Below are 20,380 nucleotides of genomic sequence, written 5' to 3' on the forward strand. Positions count from 1 at the left end.
GTGTAGGACTCAAACATGGATAACATTGCTTACTTGCATCTAGCCTTTGCCTACGAAGATAACCAATCTAGTGAATTGGTTTCTCTGAGCTACTTGTTGAACAAAGCAGCCACCCCAAATTGGCAACGCCTTTCTGGGAAAGCTTGGAAATATATGCTCCCCCTAGCCTTGACTTTATCTGTTCTCAGCGCCGTCAGCAGCGCCATAGCATTGGAAAGAGGCGATCAAGGCCCATCTGTGAGGAATTTACAACAGCAACTGAAAAAAGTCGGCTTCTATCAAGCCCCCATCACTCAGGTATACGACTTCCCCACAGAAGACGCCGTGCGTCGGTTCCAAAAAGCCGCAGGTTTACCAGTTGACGGCATTGTGGGCGCACCTACTCTACAAAAATTAGAGAAATGGCCCACACCAGCTTTAAGCGCCCAAGCCAAAAAACCCGCAGCGGTGAGTGCATCAGCGACAAAACCAGCCACCACCAACACACAAGCCAAAAAACCCGCACCAGCTACTACATCAGCCACAAAACCCGCCACCACCAACAAACGCCGCAATCCCAACTTCCTCGCCAAGGGTGATGAAGGCGAAGACGTGAGAGCTTTGCAAGAAAGGCTGAGAGTAGCAGGTTTTTATTATGGTAATTCCACAGGAATATTCGGCCCCATTACCGAAGAAGCCGTTAAGCGCTTTCAAGAAACTTATAAATTAAGCCCCGACGGCATTGCTGGTCCAGCCACACTCAGCAAATTACCCCAAAATAATATCGGCGGTGGTGAAGATGCGGCCAAGCCCCAAGCAGCTGGGGAAAAAGATAAACTCCGTCTGGGCGATCGGGGTGAAGCAGTGCGCCTTCTCCAAGAACACTTGATTCAAGCACGATATCTAGAAGGCGAACCCAACGGCTACTACGGCCCCTACACAGCAGATGCTGTCCGCCGCTTTCAAGCAGCTAACCACCTAGCCGCCAGCGGAGTCGCCGGCCCCACCACCAGAGCTAAATTGCATAGCCTAGTCAGCAAAGCTCCTGCTAGTGAATTTAGCGTTTTAGAAATCCAAAGAAGATTAAGAGACAAGGGTTTTTATAAAGGACAGCTCAATGGTGTCATGGCAGACGATACCAAAAAAGCAATTAAGCAAGCGCAAGAATTTTATGGCATCAGTCTCAAAGACGTCAAAAGCGGACGCTTTTAGCATCCGCTTCCTCGTTGTCACTGCGGCTTCTTAACTTGTGGCTTACTGTTAGATACCAGCTCATGAAAATTACCAGAAATTCCACTCATGGGCTAATTTAAAACCATTGCCTTACTATCGCATTGAGGATCTACAGCGGCATTAGTGCTCTTTGGCACTGGGGGCAGACTGCATGGATTGTCAATTGACAGTCAAGTAAATGAAAACCTTCTTTTTGGGCAGTCTTCGCCCCAGTTTTTAAAATTGAGTCGTTTTTAAACTCAATAGTGCTGTTGCATCGGACACAAATCAAATGATGGTGGTGATGGGGGTATGGTTGGTTGAGTTCGTAATGTTTATGTCCTTCTCCCAACTCCAATTCCCGTAATATTCCCATCCTCGCCATCAACTTCAAAGTTCGATAGATAGTTGACAGACTGATACCTTCGCCATCAGTTTCTAGTCGATGGTAAAGATCTTCGGCGCTTAAGTGTTCGCCTTGTGGCAACTCTTGAAAAATGTGTAAAATCGTTTCCCGTTGTGGAGTTAAGCGCCAACCTCGGTCGTTTAATTCTGCCTTGAGTGAACTAGATGTGTAGACAGTCATACTAACTTTTCTCAACAAAGCCCATTAGTTGAGAATATAGCAAATATTTTGACTAATTTGCAACAAACATTGCTTATTGACAGCCTTTATTAGGTAGTGACAAATAGTTGATGAAATCTTGATGCACAATGGGATGATAATTGATCCCCGCTTTCAACATTTCCTGGCAATAGTGTTGCATCAAATCTAGTTTAACTAAATGCAAATAATTTTCTATAGACTTGAGAAAAGTTTCAGTAATAATGATCAAGTTATACCGATTTAATTAACAAATAAAACAAACTTTTGATAGAGACGCTGCATTGCAACGTCTCTAAGTCTAGATTTTGCATTATTTTTTAATTGGTATTAGTTACTCACTAATAAATGGTTCAAAGTCAACAATCTGTAATCTTAATTCTGTTCTTTGTTGACTGTTGACTTCATCACCATTAACTAACTGAGTGACTCCAAATAGTCACGGATGAGGTTGCGTCGCTTGGGTTGGCGGAGTTTTTGTAGAGCTTTGGATTCAATTTGTCGGACTCTTTCCCGCGATAGATCGAGAGCGCGTCCAATTTCTGCTAGAGAATAAGGATGACCATCAGCTAAACCAAACCGCATGAGAATCACATCACGCTCGCGGGTGGTTAAATCTGCTAAAAGATGCTGCAAGTCTCTTTGTAAAGATTCTCGCATTAACATTTCTTCAGGAGTAACACCGTCGGTTTCTAGCAATTCGCCTAACTCAGTGTCTTTATCCTTGCCCACTTTAGTTTCTAAAGAAACAGAGCGAGGTACTCTTAACAAAACTTCTCGCACTTGAGTAGGTGTCATATCCAACTCTACAGCTAAATCTTCTAGAGTAGGAGTACGACCTTTTTCTTGAGCAATTTTGCGTTGAGCTTTTTTAATTTTGTTCAACTTTTCGGTAATATGGACAGGGAGACGGATGGTGCGACTAGAAGTAGCGATCGCTCTTGTAATCCCTTGACGAATCCACCAATAAGCATAGGTACTAAAACGATAACCTTTAGTGGGGTCAAATTTTTCCACCGCACGCTCTAAGCCGAGAGTGCCTTCTTGGACTAGATCCAACAATTCCAAGCCGCGATTTTGATACTTCTTGGCAACGGACACCACCAAGCGGAGATTCGCTTTGATCATGTGTTCTTTTGACTGGAGTCCGTTAGACTGAACTTTTTCCAGTTCTTCCACCGTTAGCTTGGCAATTTCTGCCCAGCGACGCTTACCACTCGCCAAAGTCGGCTTGAGATCCGACACTTGTACACCAGCAGTAGCCGCCCATCTTTCCAAAGACGGACGGTGGCCCAGTTCAGATGTCAACCGTTCCTGAACTTCAATCAAGCGGAGATAGGGGGCAATTATAGCATCTCCTTGTTTGGCAGCATTAGCCAGTACTATTCGCAACCGCAAATAGCGCTGTACTTTCTGCGCTTCTGATACCTCTTCATCCCGCCCCAACAACCGAACCCGACCAATTTCTTGAAGGTATAAACGTACTAGGTCTGTACTGCGACGGTTGGCGCCAGCAGCGAAAGTAGCGGGATCAGCAGCAGCTATTTCTAGCTCTTGGATCTCTTCTAGAGGCAATTCACCTTCATCAACCGTCATCTCTGAGTCCAAAACCTGGCGAGATTTGTGGGTATTGTAGGGGGCATCTGCGTAAAAAGATGTTGCTGGCATAAAGATCGTCTCAATGGCTCCAGGTAACAATAGATTACGGTCAGCTAAAAATTACGGTCAGCTATTCAACTGTTGCTATTGTTCCCGTGATTCACGATGAACTAACACGGTTCGGGGATTCAGTCAGGTTTTTTTTCAAAAAACTCCAAAAAACCTTACTAGTTGTTTTTTAAACATGACTACCGAAATAGTCGGCGGCTGTAGCTTTTTCATGAACCAATAGCTATTCCTACTACAGCTAGCCTTTGGACTGCCAAACTACCTTTTCAACATTTCAACTTTGATGGGACTTGACTGTTACAAAAGTAACGTGGTATAAACATATTTCAGTGATAATCATGTCTATAATCTGCATAGTCATATCTACACGCCTAGGTCGGTAGTATCCTGACGATTTACTAACTTTTCTCTAGGGAATATCTGGTAATGCCTTGAGGTAGTAGCGCTAGGCCCTTACTTAGTAGTAATGCTGAAATAAAAAACTCCACGGCACTTGCTGGATGGAGTTTTTAGGTATGGGGAATGGGGAAGAGGAAGGGTGGGATGTGTGGGGAGTGTGGGAGGTGTGGGAGGTGTGGGAAGACGAGGAAGATAGGGAAGTATAAATTCTTTTTCTCCCCACACTCCCCTTCTAATGACATTCGCGGCTCAACATTAATCGCCCGTCGGTCAGTTGATATACACCAGTTGGTTCGATAATTGGGTCGCCTTTTTTCCAACTTGTTTGATTGCCGTTAGAGACATTTCTAATATCGTTTGTAGGGTAAGTTGATGGAATAACGCTTCCGGGAGTGTAGCGTAAAGCGCCGCCACCTAAGATGTAGAAAGTATCTTGATATATTTTATGAGCACGAACGACACAACTGCGAGCAAGCAGGGCGTCGGTATCGATTGCATTTTCTGGGCGTAGAGCAAAGGCGTTAATTATGGAACTGTTATCAGGGGAATTTATTTCTACGGTTCCTGGCAAACCGACTCCAGAAGTGGCTGTGATAAATTTGTCAACATCGCTGGGTTGAGTGCCAACAAATACGCCTCTAGCGTTGACTACAACTCGACCACCGCGCGAATTATCTGAATTGGCACTGATGCGGCTATTTTCTAAAGCGATGAGGAATTTTGTATATATATTGATGTTACCACCAACGACATTTTCGCCTGTGGCGTTGGTGGTGATGCTGCTACCGTGACGGAGGGTTAAATTTTGGGTATTGAGGTTGATAGTGGCTTGTTCACGGTTGGGGTCTTTGTTGGGGCTGCGGGTGTTGGCGTTGAGGGAGCCTTGGTTGTCGAGGTTGATGGTGTCAGCGTTGATGGTCATGATACCGGCGTTACCTTTGCCTTGAGAGTTGACAAATACTCCAGCCCCGTCACGGACAAATAAATCTGGGGTGTTGATGGTTAAGTCTCCAGCATTTCCGGTTGAGTTGGGTTCAGCGGAAGCAAATAAGCCACTAGGAAAACGACCATCAGCAGACCTACCAATTAGTTCGACTTGACGTGAAGCATTGACAGTTAAATTACCAGCTTTTCCTGTACCAAATGTACCAGTAAATACCTGTGCCCCATCTCGTATAAGTAAATTTTGAGTATCGACAAATATGTTTCCGGCATCTCCAGTTAAACCTTGGGAGGAAGCAGCTAATAAGCCGCTTACTAAATTACTATCAGTAGCAGATGTACCAATAAGTTGTACGCTATTAGCAGCATTGACTATCAAATTCCCTGCTCTACCAGTACCGAATGTTCCAGTGAATGCCCGTGCCCCATCCCGGACAAGTAAATCTTGGGTTTTAATTGTTAAATTTCCCGCATCTCCAGTTAACCCAGCTTGAGCAGAAGCACCCAAGCCGCTAAGAATGCGACCATTCGCAGATGTACCAATTAGTTCTACCTTATTTAAAGCATTAACAGTTAAATTACCCCCTTTGCCTCTACCATTTGTGCTAGCGTCAATTTGTGCCCCATCCTTGACCAATAAATCTTGGGCGTTAATTGTCAAATCTCCCGCATTTCCTGTTGAACCTGCTAGAGCAGAAGTCGATAAAACAGTGGGGACACTACTATCTGGAGATGTGCCAATCAGTTCTACTTTGCCGGTGGCATTAACAGTTAAATTACCCCCTTTACCCTGACCAGATGTCACTGCACCTACTTGGCCACCATCACGCATCAGTAAATTTTGGGTGTTAATCGTTAAGTCTCCCGCGTCTCCTGTTAAGCCTTGGTTCGCGGATGTATTCAAGCTACTGTTAAAAAGATTATTCGCAGATACACCAATCACTTCCACACTACCGCTGGCATTGACTGTCAAATTCCCTCCCTTCCCTACACCTGATGTACCAGCAGTAACTGTTGCTCCATCTCGCACAAGCAAATCTTGGGTAGTAATCGTCACATCTCCGGCAACAGCAGTTGAACCTTGGCTAGCAGAAGCACCCAAAGCACTAAAAAAACGACCGTCAGCAGATGTACCAATGAGCTGCACTTTGTTAGAGGTATTGATAGTTAAATTACCTCCCTTACCTGCACCAAACGTACCAGTGCTAACCTGTGCCCCATCTCGCACAATTAAATCTTGGCCAGTAATTGTCAAATCTCCTGCGTTTCCAGATGAGCCTGATTCAGCAGCAGCAGTCAAACCAGTAAAAAAACGACCATCAGCAGATGTACCAATGACTTCCACGCTACGGTCAGCATTAACAGTTAAATTTCCTCCTTTACCTTTACCAAAGGTAGAAGTACTGACTCGTGCCCCATCACGAATGCTGAAACTACCTGCGTTAATCCTCATACTCCCCGCATCTCCAGACCCAAAAGTAATAGTAGATATAGTACTGAGTCTATTGGGTGAGCTAGGTGAACTACCCACAACTTCTACTAAGTCTTTGGCATCTATGGTCAAATTTCCTGCTTTACCTATACTAGATGTCAAAGTTGTGACTATTCCACCGTTACGAATACTTAAACGACCTGTATTAATGTTAAGACTTCCAGCATCTCCAGACCCAAAAGTACTAGTAGAGATAGTGCTGCTAGCATTGCGTGACCTACCTACAACTTCTACTGAGTCTTTGGCATTTATGGTCAAATCTCCTCCACGACCAAGCTCAGTACTAGTGGTAATATCTCCACCATCGTTAATGCTCAATCGTTGTGTATTAATAGTTAATTGCCCACTTTTTCCAGTACCAAAAGCACTGGTTGTTAGTCTACTTCCTGTAGTCAGTGTCTCTCCAGTTTGTGGATCAATAAAAGTCGCTGTGCCGCTCAAGCTAACGAAGTCTGAAGCTGTAACTAATAAATTACCACTATTACCACTTCCTGACGATTGCGTGCCAATGTTGCCAGCGTTAGTAAGTGTAAGCGATCGCGCTTGCAGTTCAATATTCCCAGCATCACCTTGACCATTGCTGGTAGATGAAATCTCACTCAGTTCAGAAAGACTGATGTTACGAGCGTTAACCCTAATTGCGCCCCCTCCAGTTGTCGAAGCAAGAGCCTCATTTTGCAGAACTATATCCGCTTTCGACAAACTTTCTGAGAAACCTAACTGCATTTGATTTCCGCTACCAATTAAGTCAACAGTTCCCATTCCTGCAACTGCACCTAATTCCAAGCGATTTCCTAGAGAAGCTGCAATACCACCATCAAATGTAATATCTCCACCTATTAAATAAAAACTTCCCGGTATGGCAAGTTGACGACTACGGTTAATTATTTCACTTCTATTAATCCGATTCATAAACAATGCAGAAGGATTAATCGTCAACAACGGCACCGGTTCGGGATTCGTGGCGCTGAATTCTCCCTGGTTCCCAAACTTTACTCCGTTCGCAGTTGTCCCCACAAAGGAACTTTGCACATCTAAACTCGCATTCTGCCCAAAAATTATGCCGTTGGGATTGATTAAATATAGGTTAGGCTGCGATTCACCAAATGTTCCCAGTGTTCCCAATATTTCAGAGCGATTTGCACCCGTCACTCGTGCCAAAATATTCTGGATATCTGCACCAGGACTGAAAAAATACGCGCCCCGTCCCTCGCTGACGTTTAATTCTCGCAGGCTATGAAACAGGTTAATTCCGCGAGTTGCGCCACCTGTAATTACTTCGATTGGTAGTCCGCTAAAATTTTGTAATATTTGGGATGATTCTGCACCTAATGTAGCATCTGGTTGAATATTGCTTGGAGTACTCTGCGCTAAGGTTTTGCAGGTGAATGCATTTATTCCCGCTGATGTCAAGAGTCCGAGTAGTCCTAGTTGCCAATAACTTGACCAGTGTTTGGTGTTCATTAGATGCACTCCATAGATATTCGGAGTATCTAATGATTGGGGGTAAAAAAGCAATGCAGTTTTCTGCAGTAAATTATCTCACGAAAATAAGTTATGGTTATCAATTAACGACCGTAGCAAAAAATTGTAGGTTGGATGTAACGCAGTGAAACCCAACATCAACTTGTTCAGGCGTTGGGTTACACTCCGCTTCACCCAACCTACATCTCCAATTTTCCACGACTGAAATTTATTCCAAAATACCCAAATTATTAGATACTGTTCCTTGGGTTTTAGCGACGGTAGGACGTTAATGTCTGTTTTGCGTAAATATACTGTTATTGTTTCTGTTAGTCTCAGCACGGTTTTATTACTCAATAGTTGCAGTGGTAGTAAAGCTTCCCAATGCCAGCGACTAATTCAGCTAGTGAATCAAGGTAACTCTTTAATCGATAAAAATAAAGGACAGCAGGTAGTTACCAGCGTCCAATTGTCTAAGGATTTGGAAGTGATTACTAAATCTATCCAGGAGCTAAATTTAAGTGACCCTAAGCTCAAAGAATTTCAAAGTCGCTTTGTGGCTGTGTTTAAGAACTTGAGTCAAGCGATCGCTAAAGCTGCGAAAGCGCTATCTGTAGCCAAAACAGCTGAAGCATCTCCATCTGGTAGGGAAAAACTGCAAACAGCCAGAACAGAAATTGACACAGCTTTGACAGCAGCAGCAAAAAGCACTGGGAAAGAATCCGATAACCTAGTTAAACAGATTAATAAGTACTGTAGCGAGCCTTAGAGTGGGATGGGGAGTGTGGGAGGTGTGGGAGGTGTGGGAGGTGTGGGAGGTGTGGGAGGTGGGGAGGTGGGGTGATGGGGTGGTGGGGATTGAAGTGTGAGCCTTTGAGGCTCGAGTGTCAGCCTTTGAGGCTCGAGTGTCAGCCTTTGAACCTCAAGCTTCTCATTTCCCCACACCCCCCACACTCCCCACACCTCCCACACCTCGCACTCTCCCCACCTCCCCATCACCCCATCACCCCACTTCCCCCAGCCTCTCTTTTCTAAAATTGAATTTTACGCTTGAGCCGGAATTTAGAGTCAGCATTGGAAATCTTGTTTAACCTCAGCGGAGATAGTCCCGTAAACGCCTATGCTAGCGATGGGGTGAAGCCACGGTACAAGATGCAATCCACGGAACAAGAGGAGAAAAAACTGATGAGTAACATTCTAGATACTGCCATTGAAGCGATCGCTGCTCGTGAAATTCTCGACTCACGGGGTAGACCGACAATTGAAGCCGAGGTGCATTTGCTCAATGGTGCTGTGGGATTAGCGCAGGTTCCCAGCGGCGCTTCTACAGGGACTTTTGAGGCCCATGAACTGCGGGATGGTGACAAAGGTCGTTACGGGGGCAAAGGTGTACTCAAGGCAGTGGAAAATGTCAAGGAAGTACTTGCACCAAAATTATTAAACTTGGATGCTCTTAACCAAGAACTGTTAGATAAAACCATGATTGCCTTGGATGGTTCAGGTAACAAATCTAACTTGGGTGCAAATGCTATCTTGGCAGTCTCGCTCGCCGCAGCCAAAGCTGGCGCTGAGTCTCTGGGAATTCCCTTATATCGCTACCTGGGCGGGCCTTTAGCGAATTTGTTACCCGTACCCTTGATGAACGTAATTAACGGTGGTGCTCACGCTGCGAATAACGTTGATTTTCAAGAGTTTATGATTGTCCCCATTGGAGCACCTTCCTTTAAAGAAGCACTGCGGTGGGGTGCGGAGGTGTTCGCCACCCTCAGCAAAGTATTGGATGACAAAGGCTTACTCACTGGGGTGGGTGATGAAGGCGGTTTTGCCCCTAACCTAGAGTCTAACCAAGTGGCTTTGGAATTGTTAGTCGCGGCCATTGAAAAAGCTGGATACAAACCAGGGGAACAAGTAGCTTTAGCTTTAGATGTCGCTGCTAGTGAGTTTTACAAAGATGGGCAATATGTCTATGATGGTAAACCTCATGCACCCACTGAGTTTATTGATTATCTAGCTGAATTAGCTGACCAATACCCGATTGTGTCGATTGAGGACGGCTTACATGAAGAAGATTGGCAAAGTTGGGAGTTGCTCACGCAAAAGCTAGGTTCACGGGTGCAGTTGGTGGGAGATGATTTGTTTGTCACTAACGCTACCCGCTTGCAAAAAGGTATTGAGCAAAAAGCCGCTAACGCTATTTTGATTAAGCTCAATCAAATCGGTTCCCTCACCGAAACCTTAGAAACCATTGATTTAGCCACACGCAACGGTTTCCGGTCAGTCATTAGCCATCGCTCCGGCGAAACCGAAGACACAACGATCGCTGATTTAGCCGTAGCTACCCGTGCTGGTCAAATCAAAACTGGTTCCCTCTGTCGCAGTGAACGAGTAGCCAAATATAACCGCTTACTGAGGATTGAGGATGAATTAGGCGATCGCGCCGTTTATGCTGGTACCGTTGGTTTAGGGCCGAAGTAGCGACTAGGTGGGGAGATGGGGGGATGGGGAGATGGGGAGTGTGGGGAGAAAAAGAATTTATGCTTACGCTTGCGATCTTCTCCTTCCTTCCACACCTCCCACACTTCCCACCACCTCATGCCCCATTCACAAATAAAATCCTAATTTAGGCAACCCCAAGGTTTCATCCCAACCCATCATGATATTCATGCACTGAATGGCTTGACCTCCTCTTCCTTTAATCAGGTTGTCGATGACTGAGATGACAATCACCCGACCTGTACGGGGGTCAACTTCGACACCGATATAACAAATATTACTACCGCTAGCCCATTTGGTTTGGGGATAAATGCCGTTGTCACAAACTTTTACCCAGGGAGAGTTACGATAAAAAGCTGTATAAATTGTAATTAAATCATCTCCTACAAGACCTGGATCGCGGAGTGTGGCGTATACAGTTGCTAAAACCCCGTGTACCGCGGGCACGATATGGGGTGTAAACTGAACTGTGACTTCATGTCCCGCTATTTGACTGCAAATCTGCTCAATTTCCGGAGTATGGCGATGGCGGGCGACACCGTAAGCTGCTAGAGAGTTGTCAACTTCAGCTAGCAACGAATTGACTTTGCCTTGTCGTTTGCCGCAGGAGGGGCCAGACTTAGCGTCTATAATGGCGGTTTCTGGGACGATTAAGCCTTGTTTTAACAGTGGTAAAAGCGCTAAAAGACTGGCTGTGGGATAGCATCCAGGACAACCGACTAGTTGTGTTTCGGCAATGCGATCGCGGTAGAGTTCTGGTAATCCATAAATTGCTTTGGCTGCAACAGTGCGATCGCTCCTTGGAGTTCCATACCAGGTGGTGTAGGTAGCTAAATCTCGAAACCGATAATCAGCACTCAAATCCAGTACCTGACATCCTTTCTCTAACAGTTTTGGTGCAATTTTGCAAGCCTCGCCATTGGGTAGAGATAGAAAGACGACTTCACAGCGGTGAGCAATAGTTTCCGGCTCTATCGCCTCTATGGGGAGGTTAACCGCATGGGACAGATGGGCATAAATATCGACAAAAAGTTTCCCCGCACTGTGTTCACCGCCTAAATAAACCACTTCGACTTCTGGATGATCCATCAGCAGTCGCACTAACTGAACACCGCCATAGTCCGACGCGCCAATAATCCCAACGGGTACGCGTCTGAATTTACCCATGATAATGAAATCCTTAACATCAGGTTATTGAATTATTTCTTAGCTATCAACATATCAGTGAGCAAGACAATGGGGAATGGGGTGGTGGGGAGGTGTGGGAGGTGTGGGAGGTGTGGGAAGTGTGGGAGGTGTGGGAGGTGTGGGAGGTGTGGGAGGTGTGGGAAGTGTGGGAGGTGTGGGAGGTGTGGGAGGTGTGGGAGGTGTGGGAGGTGTGGGTAGGTGGGGATTAAAGCATTAGCCTTTGAGCCTCAAGTGTCAGCCTTTAAGCCTCAAGTGTCAGCCTTTGAACCTCAAGTGTCAGCCTTTGAACCTCAAGTGTCAGCCTTTGAACCTCAAGTGTCAGCCTTTAAGCCTCAAGTGTCAGCCTCTGAACCTCAAGTGTCAGCCTTTGAACCTCAAGTGTCAGCCGTCAGCCTCTGAACCTCAAGCGTCAGCCTCTGAACCTCAAGCGTCAGCCTTGGAACCTCAAGCGTCAGCCTCTGAACCTCAAGTGTCAGCCTTGGAACCTCAAGCTTCCCCATCTCCCCACCTACCCACACCTCCCACACCTACCCACACCTCCCACACTTCCCACACTTCCCACACCTCCCCACCACCCCATCTCCCCACCACCCCATCTCCCCACCACCCCACCTCCCCACACTTCCTCACCTTCCCAAAATTATCAAATCATTGCTAGTCTAATTCTCCGCCCGATAAAGGAGCTACAATCTAGAATAAGAAATTGTTAAAAAAATTTACTATTTATAGCTGGAAATCCTCTGTGTCAAAGCCTAAGACTAGTCAGCAGTCGCAACCTACTCCTCTCAACTCTCAAGAGCAAAGTCATGAGGTGGTTGCTCAAGTAGAAGCAGGAGTCCAGGTTGCTGAGTCCTCCACCCAAACCTTTAAATTTGATGCGATTGATGCTGGTTTAGCAGACTTAAAAGCTGGACGGATCATCGTCGTGGTAGATGACGAAAATCGAGAGAATGAAGGTGACTTGATTTGTGCTGCTCAGTTTGCCACCCCTGATATCATCAACTTTATGGCGGTGGAAGCAAGAGGGCTGATTTGTTTGGCGATGACTGGCGATCGCTTGGATGAATTAGATTTGCCACTGATGGTGAGCAATATTACAGATACTAACCAAACAGCGTTCACTGTAAGTATAGACGCCAGTCCAGAATTAGGCGTAACCACGGGCATTTCTGCTGAAGACCGAGCGCGGACTATTCAAATTGCTCTCAACCCAGCGACAAAACCCACAGACTTACGCCGCCCTGGTCATATTTTTCCAATTCGAGCTAAGGTGGGAGGCGTGCTCAAACGCGCCGGACACACAGAAGCGGCGGTGGATTTGTCAAGATTAGCTGGGCTATACCCGGCTGGGGTGATTTGTGAAATTCAAAACCCTGATGGTTCAATGGCACGGTTGCCAGAATTAATTGAATATGCTAAACGTCACCAGCTAAAGATTATTAGTATTGCCGATTTAATTAGCTATCGCTTACAACACGATCGCCTAGTTGTCCGCGAAAGTATTGCCGAACTACCCACCCAATTCGGTCATTTTCAAATCTACGCTTATCGCCACACAGTAGATAACTCAGAACACGTGGCGATTGTCAAGGGTGATCCGGCTAATTTTGTTGATGAAGCGGTGATGGTGCGGATGCACTCAGAATGCTTGACGGGTGATGCGCTGGGTTCCTTGCGCTGCGACTGTCGGATGCAACTACAAGCAGCATTAAAAATGATTGAAAATGCTGGTCAAGGTATAGTTGTTTACTTGCGACAAGAAGGGCGGGGAATCGGCTTGATTAACAAACTCAAAGCCTATTCCTTGCAGGATATGGGGCTGGACACAGTAGAAGCGAACGAGCGCTTGGGTTTTCCCGCAGACCTGCGCGACTACGGTATGGGGGCGCAAATGTTGATGGATTTGGGTGTAAATAAAATTCGCCTAATTACCAATAATCCCCGCAAAATTGCTGGTGTCAAAGGTTATGGGTTAGAAGTACTTGATCGTGTCCCGCTGTTGATTGAAGCGAATGATCACAACTCCTACTATCTAGCGACCAAAGCCAAAAAGCTCGGTCACATGCTGTTGCAAACTTATCTGGTGACAGTAGCGATTAAATGGGAAGATGACCCACAGTTAGTCACGAAACGCTATGAGCGATTAGAAAAACTGCGCCATTTCGCTAAAAGCCATCATCTATTATTACAGGAAGAAGCGCGCCCACTAGCGATCGCTATCTTTGACCAACCATCTTTAACAGTACACCTAGGTTTTGATCAACCCAAAGTTGCAGCCTGTGATTGGTATCAACAGCATGGACATCCTTACCTGCAAGCAGTCTGCCAAATTCTTGACAAGCTAGCAACCTTACCCTATGTTCAGCAGTTAGAATTCCTGATATCTTCTGGTTGCGACCCGTTGAGTAATCTCCAAATCCAGCTAGATCGACAGGTGTTATCTCTGGATACATTACCATCTACGATATGCGATCGCCTGGAGACGCAACAAATCTACAGTTTTAGTAAGCAAGGTTGAAATAATTCCTGATTCTTAAAAACTTTAGGGAATTCAAAAGCTGTGTAGCTCTGGTTTTTCAACTAGAGCTATTTGTTTACTATGCCTGTATGCTTAAATAAGCCCGCAAGCACATGTTAATTGTTGAGTCTGTTTAGCGTCACTACTACCCAATTCTTGCAATACGCTGAAATGGAACCCTTGAAACTGTTTGAACTTCTGTCTTAATTCATCTTTAGAAATCTTGCTTGTTCAACATCAAATTTTCTTAGCACCTTAATATCAAGAAATGGAAAAGTATTTAGTCACCAAAGAAGAGATTGAGTCTTATGAAGGAATAGAAAAAACACATTTTCTCAACTCCAATGCTCGCAGATTGAATAAGTCTCTAGGAGATTTGACGGGTTTAAAAAATATCGGTTTCCACATCATTGAAGTAGAGCCTGGACGTGAATCAACGGAGCTTCATATGCACTATCACGAAGAAGAGTGCGTATACATTCTTGAGGGAGAAGCTGAAGCAACAATTGGAGAAAGCGTTTATCCAGTTAAAGCAGGAGATTTTATTGGATATCGCGCTGGTGGTGAGCCGCACAAGCTGAAAAACACAGGTAATTCTATATTCAAATGTATAGTAGTTGGTCAAAGGCTAGACCATGATATCGGTGACTATCCAAATTTGCACAAGCGTATATATAGGAGCAAAGGTTTAAAGTGGAATCTGGTCGATATGGAAAACATAGATGAACCAGTAGCAGGTAAAAAGGCATAACGGGTAGAATGCATTTTCTCAATATACAAGTATGTCTATAGGAAAATCCGTTAATGATTTAAGAGGATGTTCCAGAAATAAAGAATAATGAAGACGAGTGCGCTAATCCATCAACTAAAGTGCACACTCTAGTTAAAGAACTACAAAACCAAAAAGACTTTAAATCTACAGGTTATTGATTTTTCCTATTTAATTGATATGGCTTGACGGAAAGAACGGAGTAGGTTGAGGAATTTGTCGCCATCAAAACTCAGCGGGTCTACTTTTCTTCCAGACCGGTCTACTCCCCGGTGGGTGGTAATCCGTTCGATGGGGATTTGACTCTGAGCAATTAACCAAGCCAGAGAATTATATTGAGGTTCTGTGTAACCGCTATGACCTTTAATATTGTTAAGCCCCCAAGCGTCTGGTGGCGTTTCTAAAGAGACATGATAAGCAAAATTGTTGACTGATGGCGGTAAATTAGGATTTGTCTGCACAGTCTCTATTCCATTAGCGCCGACAAATACTGAATCACCAGCGCCAAAAGCTCGTTTGTCTGGTGGGACTAAATAAACAATTGTTCCATCAAGTTTAACTAATGAATGATAACTTGCTTGGACGCTTTCATCATCATGGGGTGTTTGAAAAAAGTTGACGGCGCTGGAAGCTGAATTACTGGTTTCATGAATCACGACAATTGGTTCATTGTTGAAAAATACACCATTGGCGTTTTGAGCAAATCTTTCTCCATAATTACTGGGGTCTACTGTCGCCATTTCCAGTCTGGGTCTGTATTGTGCAAAAGCTGTGGTGGTTTTGTACCTGACTGGAGTTTGATTATTTTTTACGGGCGAATTGGTTTTGGTGGGAGGTTTGGAAGTTTTTGCAGATACTTCGGCTTGAGTTTTGGCTGATTGAAATTGCACCGGTGGATTTTGATTCCAGCTGATGATTGCTGGGTCTGGTTGCGCTGTCTGAATTTGTAGTTTTGTCGCTCGACCAATCAGTAAGGTTGCGGCCATAGCCATTAGCAACAGAGAAATTAATATAATTCTGGTAGCCCAGTCTCCGAACTTCATTTTTTTATATGAGTAATACTACTGCAAATAATCTTAATATTTTTATTTTACTGAAAAAAGGATACTAGTACAAAAAGTATAAAGTCTGAAGAATGCGGCGCAGGAGCATGGGCCTTCAAGGGAGAGTAGCGGCTGACTGCAGGCTAGGGTGAAGTATGAAGGGTGAAGGAAGTATGAAATTAATAAACTTGTATATCTAGCCTTTCATAGATTTGTCAAGGGTGCTTTATTTACACCGTAGCGTACTAGTATATCCGTGAATGTTAAGTAATTGCTTTCTGACTTTCTTCTATCTATGGATTGATGTTGAGCATGACTTGTGTTACACAAACGTTACTGTGTGACGTTGATTGTGCTCAAGTAAATTTGTTATGAAAAGTTGTTAAACAACATAAGATGTATATGATATGTGTGGGATTTTAAATTATGCCAAGAAATATCAATATTTGAGAAGCGAGGGGTGAGAGACGGGAGTTTTTGATATTAGGTAGTGAAATTTTGCTGTGAATGACTGATAAAAAATGTGGTTTTTGAGTGGGGATTTTCTAGCATAAACTACGCTAAAAAACAGCATTAATTGCTACAACTTGATTTTTAGGAAAAATAACCTTTATTACAACTTCCAAAAAAATTTATAGGCACAATGAGGGCAGAAAAACAATATTGTTTATTTGCGCTCGGAGACCAATAATGGTAGCGATGTCTACGACCGGCAATGCCAACGCAGAGAACGTTCAGCATCGGCTAACTATACAAACTGTAGAAATAGCCCCTAATACGACGGCGATTCGCTCTCTTGATTGGGATCGCGATCGCTTCGATATCGAATTCGGACTGCAAAACGGCACGACTTACAATTCCTATCTAATACAAGGTGAACAAACAGTTTTAATCGATACTTCCCATCAGAAGTTTCGTCATCTGTATTTAGAAACTCTAAAAAGCTTGGTTAATCCCAAGGCGATTGATTACATAATTGTTAGCCACACAGAGCCAGATCATAGCGGTTTGGTGGAAGATGTATTGCAGTTAGCGCCGAGAGCCACTGTTTTAGCGTCTAAAATTGCCTTACAATTTTTGGAAGGCTTAGTACACGATCCTTTTTCTAAGCGGATTGTTAAAAGTGGCGATCGCATAGATATTGGTAAAGGACACGAAATTGAATTCGTGAGTGCGCCTAATCTCCACTGGCCAGACACCATCTTCAGCTACGATCGCCAAACGGAAATCATCTACACCTGCGATGCTTTCGGGATGCATTTCTGTGACGAGCGCACTTTTGATGAAGATTTAGAAGCGCTCGAAGCTGACTTTAGATTTTATTACGATTGTTTGATGGGCCCCAACGCTCGCTCGCTGTTAAACGCCATGAAGCGGATGGGTGAACTGGGAAAAATCAAAGTGATTGCTAATGGTCACGGGCCATTACTTTATCACCATCTCGATGTGCTGACTGGCTGCTATGAAACTTGGAGCCAAAGACAAGCTAAAGCGGAAACCACCGTCGGCTTGTTCTATGTTTCAGAATATGGTTTCAGCGATAAGTTAGTGGAAGCAATCGGCGAAGGAATCCAAAAAACTGGCGTGGGAATTGAATTTCTCGATCTCAGTTCGGCTGATATCCAAGAAGTACAGGAATTGGCTTTGAGAGCGGCGGGAATTATCATTGGTATGCCTCCAACTGCTGCAGCTGGAGCTCAAGCTGGGATTAGTTCCCTGCTAGCTGTGGCGAAAAATAAGCAACTCGTGGGACTGTTTGAGTGTTACGGCGGGGATGATGAACCCGTCGATACGCTGCGGAGAAAATTCATTGACTTGGGTGTGAAAGAAGCCTTTCCCGCCATTCGCATTAAACAAGCTCCTACCGCTGCTACTTATCAACTGTGTGCGGAAGCGGGGACAGACTTGGGACAAGCGCTGATGCGGGAACGCAACATGAAGCAAATCAAGTCTTTAGATGTGAACATGGAAAAAGCCTTGGGACGCATTAGCAGCGGGCTGTACATTGTCACCACCAAAAAAGGTGATGTTAGCAGCGCCATGTTAGCGTCTTGGGTGAGTCAAGCGAGTTTACAACCCTTGGGATTCACCATTGCTGTTGCCAAAGACCGCGCTATTGATTCTCTCATGCAAATTGGCGATCGCTTCGTTCTCAATGTCCTGGAAGAAGGAAATTACCAAGAACTCAAGCGCCATTTCCTCAAACGCTTACTTCCCGGTGCTGACAGATTTGCTGGAGTCAGAACCCAAACTGCGAAAAACGGTTCTCCCATTCTCACAGATGCTCTGGCATATATGGAATGTGAAGTGCAAAGCAGCATCGAGTGTAGTGACCATTGGATTTTATACTGCACCGTTCAAGAAGGTCGCGTCTCCAAACCCGACGGATTAACAGCAGTTCGCCACCGCAAAGTAGGTAATTATTACTAAGAAAGGATGAGGTATGAAGTATGAGGTATGAAGTATGAAGTATGAGGTATGAAGTATGAAGCGTAATATTTTAGCCTTCAGCCTTAATCCTTCACCAGCCTTCACCCTTCACCCTTCACCCTTCATACTTTCTTACCTTCATCCTTCATCCTTCATCCTTCACCCTTCATACTTCATACTTCATCTTTCATACTTCCTATGAGCAATTCCAAACCCCGTGACGTACAAGTTTTGCCCATTGCGACAAATACTAAGGTTCTCAGAGCGCGTAGTTGGTCACGTCTGCGGTTTGAAATTGAATATGCACTGGAAAGGGGTACCACTTCCAATTGCTATTTAATTGAAGGTGATAAAACTGCAATTATTGACCCACCTGCGGAAAGCTTCACAGAAATTTATTTAGAAGCTCTACAGCAAACCATAGATGTGAGACGGTTAGATTATGTAGTTTTAGGTCATTTTAATCCTAACCGCGTTCCCACTTACAAAGCTCTTTTAGAACTAGCACCACAACTGACTTTTGTGTGTTCTCTTCCTGGCGCTGCTAATCTGCGCAACACTTTCGCAGAAGCAGGTTTGAATATTTTAGTGATGCGGGGAAAAGAAACTTTAGATTTAGGTAAGGGACATGTTTTAAAATTCCTCCCCACTCCCAGTCCTCGTTGGCCGGAAGCGTTGTGTACCTATGACCAGCAAACCCAAGTCCTCTACACAGATAAGCTTTTTGGTGCTCATATTTGTGGTGATGAGGTTTTTGATGACAATTGGGAAGCGTTCAAGGAAGATCAACGCTACTATTACAACTGTTTGATGGCTCCCAATGCGCTACATGTGGAAGCGGCTTTGGAAAAAATCTCGGATTTGCAGGTGAGAATGTATGGCGTTGGTCACGGGCCTTTGGTGCGTACCAGTTTAATCGAACTGACCAAGGCTTATGCTGATTGGAGTCACGCCCAAAGAACAAGGGAAATTTCCGTAGCGTTGCTTTATGCTTCAGCTTATGGGAACACGGCGACTTTAGCTCAGGCGATCGCTCTGGGATTAACTAAGGGCGGAGTGGCTGTAAAATCAATTAATTGCGAATTCGCACCCCCCGACGAAATCCGCGCCACTGTGGAGCAATGTGATGGCTTTATTATCGGTTCTCCGACTATTGGTGGTCACGCCCCCACTCCCATTCATACCGCCTTGGGAATTGTGCTGACGGTTGGTGATAATACTAAACCGGCTGGGGTGTTTGGTTCCTATGGCTGGAGTGGTGAAGCTTTTGATTTAATTGAAGGTAAACTGCGGGATGCGGGTTACAAGTTTGGTTTTGAAACTTTAAAGGTGAAGTTTAAACCCGATGATGTCACCCTCAAGTATTGTGAAGAGGTGGGCACAGATTTTGCTCAAGGATTGAAAAAGGCGAAAAAAGTGCGCGTACCACAACAAGCTGCTACTCATTTAGAACAAGCCGTAGGGCGGATTGTCGGCTCAGTTTGCGTGATTACAGCCAAGCTGGGAGAAGTTTCTACGGGAATGCTCGGCGCTTGGGTATCTCAAGCTACCTTTAACCCCCCAGGACTAACAATAGCGATCGCCAAAGAAAGAGCGATAGAGTCTTTATTATATCCAGGGGGTAAGTTTGCGTTGAATATCCTGGAAGAAGGACATCATCACGATTACATCAAACATTTCCGCAAATCCTTCGCGCCTGGAGAAGACAGATTCAGCAGTTTTTCCACAGCGCTGGCAGATAATAGCTGTATTGTATTTACAGATGCGATCGCTTTTCTGGAATGCTCAGTCAGTCAGCGTTTAGAATGCGGCGATCACTGGGTTGTTTATGCAACAATTGACAACGGTAAGTTGCTCAAACCTGATGCAGTAACTGCGATCAACCACCGCAAAACTGGTACTCATTATTAGCAATGATCATTTGTAACGTGGGTTGAGCGGAGTCGAAACCCACCCCACACGTATCTAGATCCCCGACTTCTTGAAGAAGTCGGGGATCTGAGTATTCAGTGTTCCACGCAGCCGGAATTAACTTCTGTCTTCATGTTATTTAGCACTACTGAGGAAATTATTTACATAAGCTTTATCTTTGAAGTCAAAAAATACACTTACTGATATCTCGCATAGCTTACCCAGTAACAGCTTGGCAGAAAGTATGTATAAAATAGTTTGTTAAGAT

General features: G+C 44.7%; 16 protein-coding genes. 10 read left to right on the forward strand and 6 right to left on the reverse strand.

Translation table 11 applies throughout. The features are described from left to right. Positions 1-15 precede the first annotated feature (15 nt). A complete protein-coding gene (locus tag MIC7126_RS0112785) occupies positions 16-1,191 on the forward strand; it encodes a peptidoglycan-binding domain-containing protein (RefSeq protein WP_017653551.1) in 1,176 nt (391 codons plus the stop codon). Between the two features lie 130 nt (positions 1,192-1,321). On the opposite strand, the gene MIC7126_RS0112790 is transcribed toward MIC7126_RS0112785, so the two are convergent. The 3 genes from MIC7126_RS0112790 to MIC7126_RS0112810 form a co-directional block, all read right to left on the reverse strand. Then, on the reverse strand, positions 1,322-1,777 hold the full coding sequence (locus MIC7126_RS0112790) for a Fur family transcriptional regulator (protein WP_017653552.1): 456 nt from the start codon (positions 1,775-1,777) through the stop codon (positions 1,322-1,324). A gap of 435 nt (positions 1,778-2,212) precedes the next feature. Next, positions 2,213-3,463 carry an RNA polymerase sigma factor SigC gene (sigC, locus tag MIC7126_RS0112800; RefSeq protein ID WP_017653554.1) on the reverse strand — a complete coding sequence of 417 codons (1,251 nt, stop codon included), beginning with the start codon at positions 3,461-3,463 and terminating at the stop codon, positions 2,213-2,215. Positions 3,464-4,094: 631 nt separating this feature from the next. Then, on the reverse strand, positions 4,095-7,760 hold the full coding sequence (locus tag MIC7126_RS0112810) for a beta strand repeat-containing protein (RefSeq protein WP_017653556.1): 3,666 nt from the start codon (positions 7,758-7,760) through the stop codon (positions 4,095-4,097). A 292-nt stretch (positions 7,761-8,052) separates the two neighbouring features. Between MIC7126_RS0112810 and MIC7126_RS0112815 the strand changes: the two genes are divergently transcribed. The 3 genes from MIC7126_RS0112815 to eno all read left to right on the forward strand — a co-directional run bounded on the left by MIC7126_RS0112815 (position 8,053) and on the right by eno (position 10,235). Next, positions 8,053-8,529 carry a hypothetical protein gene (locus MIC7126_RS0112815; RefSeq protein WP_017653557.1) on the forward strand — a complete coding sequence of 159 codons (477 nt, stop codon included), beginning with the start codon at positions 8,053-8,055 and terminating at the stop codon, positions 8,527-8,529. 74 nt (positions 8,530-8,603) lie between these two features. After that, positions 8,604-8,795: a hypothetical protein gene (locus MIC7126_RS31005; protein WP_161606846.1), complete on the forward strand. Its 192-nt coding sequence runs from the start codon at positions 8,604-8,606 to the stop codon at positions 8,793-8,795. 150 nt (positions 8,796-8,945) lie between these two features. Continuing rightward, a complete protein-coding gene (eno, locus tag MIC7126_RS0112825) occupies positions 8,946-10,235 on the forward strand; it encodes a phosphopyruvate hydratase (RefSeq protein ID WP_026100220.1) in 1,290 nt (429 codons plus the stop codon). On the opposite strand, the gene MIC7126_RS31255 is transcribed toward eno, so the two are convergent. Both MIC7126_RS31255 and argC read right to left on the reverse strand, forming a co-directional pair. Then, positions 10,202-10,354 carry a hypothetical protein gene (locus tag MIC7126_RS31255; RefSeq protein WP_169330797.1) on the reverse strand — a complete coding sequence of 51 codons (153 nt, stop codon included), beginning with the start codon at positions 10,352-10,354 and terminating at the stop codon, positions 10,202-10,204. The genes eno and MIC7126_RS31255 overlap by 34 nt on opposite strands. Before the next feature lie 7 nt (positions 10,355-10,361). Continuing rightward, complete coding sequence (gene argC, locus MIC7126_RS0112830; protein WP_017653560.1) at positions 10,362-11,420, reverse strand: N-acetyl-gamma-glutamyl-phosphate reductase; 1,059 nt, start codon at positions 11,418-11,420, stop codon at positions 10,362-10,364. Between the two features lie 76 nt (positions 11,421-11,496). Here argC and MIC7126_RS30435 point away from each other — a divergent pair, with 76 nt between their 5' ends. From MIC7126_RS30435 to MIC7126_RS0112860, 4 genes are all read left to right on the forward strand, one after another. Further along, positions 11,497-11,658 (forward strand): hypothetical protein, encoded by a 162-nt coding sequence (locus MIC7126_RS30435; RefSeq protein ID WP_154655888.1) that lies wholly within the window; start codon positions 11,497-11,499, stop codon positions 11,656-11,658. Positions 11,659-11,661: 3 nt separating this feature from the next. Beyond that, complete coding sequence (locus MIC7126_RS31685; RefSeq protein WP_154655889.1) at positions 11,662-12,099, forward strand: hypothetical protein; 438 nt, start codon at positions 11,662-11,664, stop codon at positions 12,097-12,099. Between the two features lie 153 nt (positions 12,100-12,252). After that, positions 12,253-13,959: a bifunctional 3,4-dihydroxy-2-butanone-4-phosphate synthase/GTP cyclohydrolase II gene (gene ribBA / locus MIC7126_RS0112855; protein WP_051050436.1), complete on the forward strand. Its 1,707-nt coding sequence runs from the start codon at positions 12,253-12,255 to the stop codon at positions 13,957-13,959. A gap of 268 nt (positions 13,960-14,227) precedes the next feature. After that, complete coding sequence (locus tag MIC7126_RS0112860) at positions 14,228-14,710, forward strand: cupin domain-containing protein (RefSeq protein WP_017653565.1); 483 nt, start codon at positions 14,228-14,230, stop codon at positions 14,708-14,710. Positions 14,711-14,895: 185 nt separating this feature from the next. Here the strand turns inward: MIC7126_RS0112860 and MIC7126_RS0112865 are convergent, their stop codons facing one another. After that, a complete protein-coding gene (locus MIC7126_RS0112865; protein WP_017653566.1) occupies positions 14,896-15,771 on the reverse strand; it encodes an N-acetylmuramoyl-L-alanine amidase in 876 nt (291 codons plus the stop codon). A 690-nt stretch (positions 15,772-16,461) separates the two neighbouring features. Here MIC7126_RS0112865 and MIC7126_RS0112870 point away from each other — a divergent pair. After that, positions 16,462-18,201 (forward strand): diflavin flavoprotein, encoded by a 1,740-nt coding sequence (locus MIC7126_RS0112870; RefSeq protein ID WP_017653567.1) that lies wholly within the window; start codon positions 16,462-16,464, stop codon positions 18,199-18,201. A gap of 198 nt (positions 18,202-18,399) precedes the next feature. Next, a complete protein-coding gene (locus tag MIC7126_RS0112875) occupies positions 18,400-20,112 on the forward strand; it encodes a diflavin flavoprotein (RefSeq protein ID WP_017653568.1) in 1,713 nt (570 codons plus the stop codon). The last annotated feature ends 268 nt before the right edge of the window (positions 20,113-20,380 follow it).

The sequence above is a fragment of the Fortiea contorta PCC 7126 genome, assembly GCF_000332295.1.
Lineage (GTDB): Bacteria > Cyanobacteriota > Cyanobacteriia > Cyanobacteriales > Nostocaceae > Fortiea > Fortiea contorta.